At 28.3% G+C, this 3,194-nt stretch carries 3 protein-coding genes; all 3 read left to right on the top strand.

Translation table 4 applies throughout. From position 1 onward, the window contains the following. Window positions 1–451: 451 nt before the first annotated feature. Window positions 452–1,291, top strand: coding sequence for an MAGa3780 family membrane protein (locus ACX1M8_RS03430; protein WP_458835720.1), 840 nt, complete (start codon window positions 452–454; stop codon window positions 1,289–1,291). 211 nt (window positions 1,292–1,502) lie between these two features. Continuing rightward, window positions 1,503–1,874 (top strand): IMPACT family protein, encoded by a 372-nt coding sequence (locus ACX1M8_RS03425; protein WP_458798259.1) that lies wholly within the window; start codon window positions 1,503–1,505, stop codon window positions 1,872–1,874. Between the two features lies 1 nt (window position 1,875). Further along, a partial coding sequence (locus tag ACX1M8_RS03420) for a M17 family metallopeptidase (protein WP_458836802.1) occupies window positions 1,876–3,194 on the top strand: 1,319 nt, incomplete at its 3' end.

The raw sequence follows: 3,194 nt of genomic DNA, 5'->3' as shown, positions 1-3,194 counted from the left end.
AAAAGATGACAGCTCCACTTTAACTTTAGTGGAATGTCATCTTTTTAATTTTTATATCGTTAAAAGAGTTATTGCTGTAATCATACTTGGTATGAATAGCACTATACTATAGCATAATAAGTATAGTAATGTCTTTTTAAATTTATTTCATAGAGCTAAAATGTCTTGAAAATAGAAATCTTGAATCTTAATTTTATTTGAGATGTAATAATCAATATTTATGTCTGACTTTTGTATCACCATCATCATTGTTTTGGACTTGAATACAAAATTTAAAATGTATATTAATGTAATTATCATACTAACCTAAATTATCTTTCTTTATTTTATTGATAAAAATTAAATATTTCTTTTATATATTTTTAGAGTTAAAACTTGTAATCTTGACATAACCTTCTATTATTTGTTTCAACACAATTATATTTTAACTAAATTTATATATAATTTTGCAATGCAAACAACAACTAAAATAAAAAAATCAACATTCCACCAATGAAGTAAGTTAAGAAAAACTACTTTATTTGCTGGGATTGCAATCTTAATTTTAATTTTTATTTCTACTTTATGGAGATGAAGCATTACATCTAACGAAATTATTAATGCACTTGACAAATTAAACAGCGAGGAAAAAAGTAAACTTGTAGAAAATAAATTAGCTCCTGCTGTCTTACCTAGTTTTTGAGCTATAACAGGTACATTTACTTGAATAAGTAATTTATCAATAGGTATAGGGCTAATTCTTTTTGCAATTTATCCTAAAAATTGAATCGCACAAAGAGGATTATTTTTGGTTAACACCTATATCACAATAACATTTATTGTTTTCTGAACTTTAATCTTCCCTGTAAGTTTAAAAGATTTTAAAGCTGATAAATTTATCACAAGTACAATTGTCCACTTTGTTAATCCTTTAATTTGCTTTATTTTCGTGATTTTAAATCGCAAAAATATTCAAATTACAAGAACTACAATTTGACTTTCTAGCACTGTGATGTTGGCTTATTGATTTTTTGCACTCTTCTTATTTTTCTTAGGGGAACCAGTGCTAAATGCACTTGAAATCAAAGATCCAAAACCAAGTACATATAAGCAAATTGCATTAGTGGTTTACGACTTCTTAAATTTCAAGCAACCACTATTTTATAAAGGTGGAAATTTAGGAATTATAATACTGCTTAACTTAGTAATTTTTATCGTTGGGTTCTTCCTTACTCCTGCATTAGGATTTGCCTGAAAATATGCATTAAAAGTTCCTTATGATACAAAAACAGAATCTTGAAATGTACAATAGATTAAGCAAATTTTAGATAATGATTAATTAACAATCATTATCTTTTTTTATCCAAATTTTAATTTCTAAGAAGCTTTTATGAACCATTTTTTCTATTTTTGCTTTTAATAATATAAATGCTTTTATTGCTTAATGCTAGCGATAAAAAACTTTAGAAATATATATCTAAAATCGTGTTAATTTTATAAATTAGAATATAATTTATAAAATTATGATAACAGAAGAATTAATTGTTAAAAAATCAACATTTATCGGTTATTTAATACCACTAAATTCCAAAGATGAAGTTAAAGACATCATTGCAAAACTTAAAAAAGAACACAAAAAAGCTCGGCACGTTTGTCATGCCTATTTAATCAAACAAAATGGTGTTGAAACTGCAGGATTCAACGATGATGGTGAACCTAAAAACACTGCTGGTAAGCCTATTTATGATTTAATAAATCTAAAAGGGATTGATAATGTACTAGTCGTAGTTGTTCGGTACTTTGGTGGAATTAAGCTTGGAGCCGGTGGTTTAATTAGAGCATATCGTGAATGTGCTTCCTTAACAATTAATAAATATCTCGAAGAAAGGAAATAAAATGTTAAAAATTAATTATGACAAAAAAGGTACAGCCTTAAGTCTTAAAGCTGCTTATGAAGGACAAGATTTTCCTAAGTGAGTTGCTAAAAAGCAAGGAAGAATAACAAATAATTTGCAAGCTAACGAAGCTTATGTTTATTTCGATGCTAAACACCAAAGTTTAGATGAATTACTTGCTTACTTTAAAGGATTACCTGAAGCAATTAATTATTCATATGATATTGATGTAGAAAGTTTTGTTTTAGAAGGAAAAGCTGATTTCAATACTGTTTTAAGAGGAATTTATTCTAAAGTAGCTTTTGGATCAGCAAAATTATTTAAGAAAACTATAGAAAAAGAAGAAAAAAACAAGAACACAATTTCATTATTCTTAAACAGAAGTGTTGAAGAATATGGTGAAGAAATCAAAAAACTTGAAATTATTGCTAATGCAGTAAATGATACAAGAAACTTACAAATCATGCCTGAAAACTTCTTAAATTCAGAACAACTAGCTGCTGCTATTGCTTCAGATTTTAGTGGTATTCCTAACTTAGAAGTTAAAGTTTTAACTAAAAAAGAAATTGAAGAACTAAATATGGGACTACTTCTTTCTGTTAACAAAGGAAGTACACACGAAGCTAGAGTAGTTATCGTTACATACAAAGGAAATAAAGCAAACAAAAAAGACCATATCGCTATCGTTGGTAAAGGTATCACTTTTGATACAGGTGGTGTAAACACTAAAGGTTACCACATGGAAGGTATGAAATATGATATGTCAGGTTCTGTAATTGCTGCTTATTCAGTTAAAGCTTTAGCACAAATGAAAGCTAAAGTTAATGCTTCAGCAATAATGTGTATTACAGATAACAGAATTAATGCTGATGCTTCACTTCCAGAAAATGTATACCAATCTATGAGTGGAAAATGAGTTGAAGTTGTTGATACAGATGCTGAAGGACGTTTAGTACTTGCTGACGGAATCTTCTATGCAGCTGATAGAATTAAACCTTCAACAATTATTGATGTTGCAACACTTACAGGTTCAATTTTAGTTGCTTTAGGTAATACATATTCAGGTATTTGATCTACAAATGATGATAAATACAAATTATTTGCTCAAGCAGCAAATAGCGCACAAGAAAAAGTATGAAGAATGCCTCTTCACGAAGATTATAACAAAGGTAACAAAGGCTCAAAAGTTGCTGATTTAGCTTCATGATCACAAACAGTACGTGTTGATTCTTCTCAAGCAGCAATGTTTTTAAAAGAGTTTACTAAAGATATTGACTTTATTCACTGTGATGTAGCAGGAACAGCTGATGTACAAGGTGA

It is taken from the genome of Mycoplasma tracheobuteonis, from assembly GCF_054456995.1.
The sequence above is the reverse complement of the archived record's forward strand: the minus strand, read 5'-3'. Positions and strand labels throughout refer to the sequence as shown.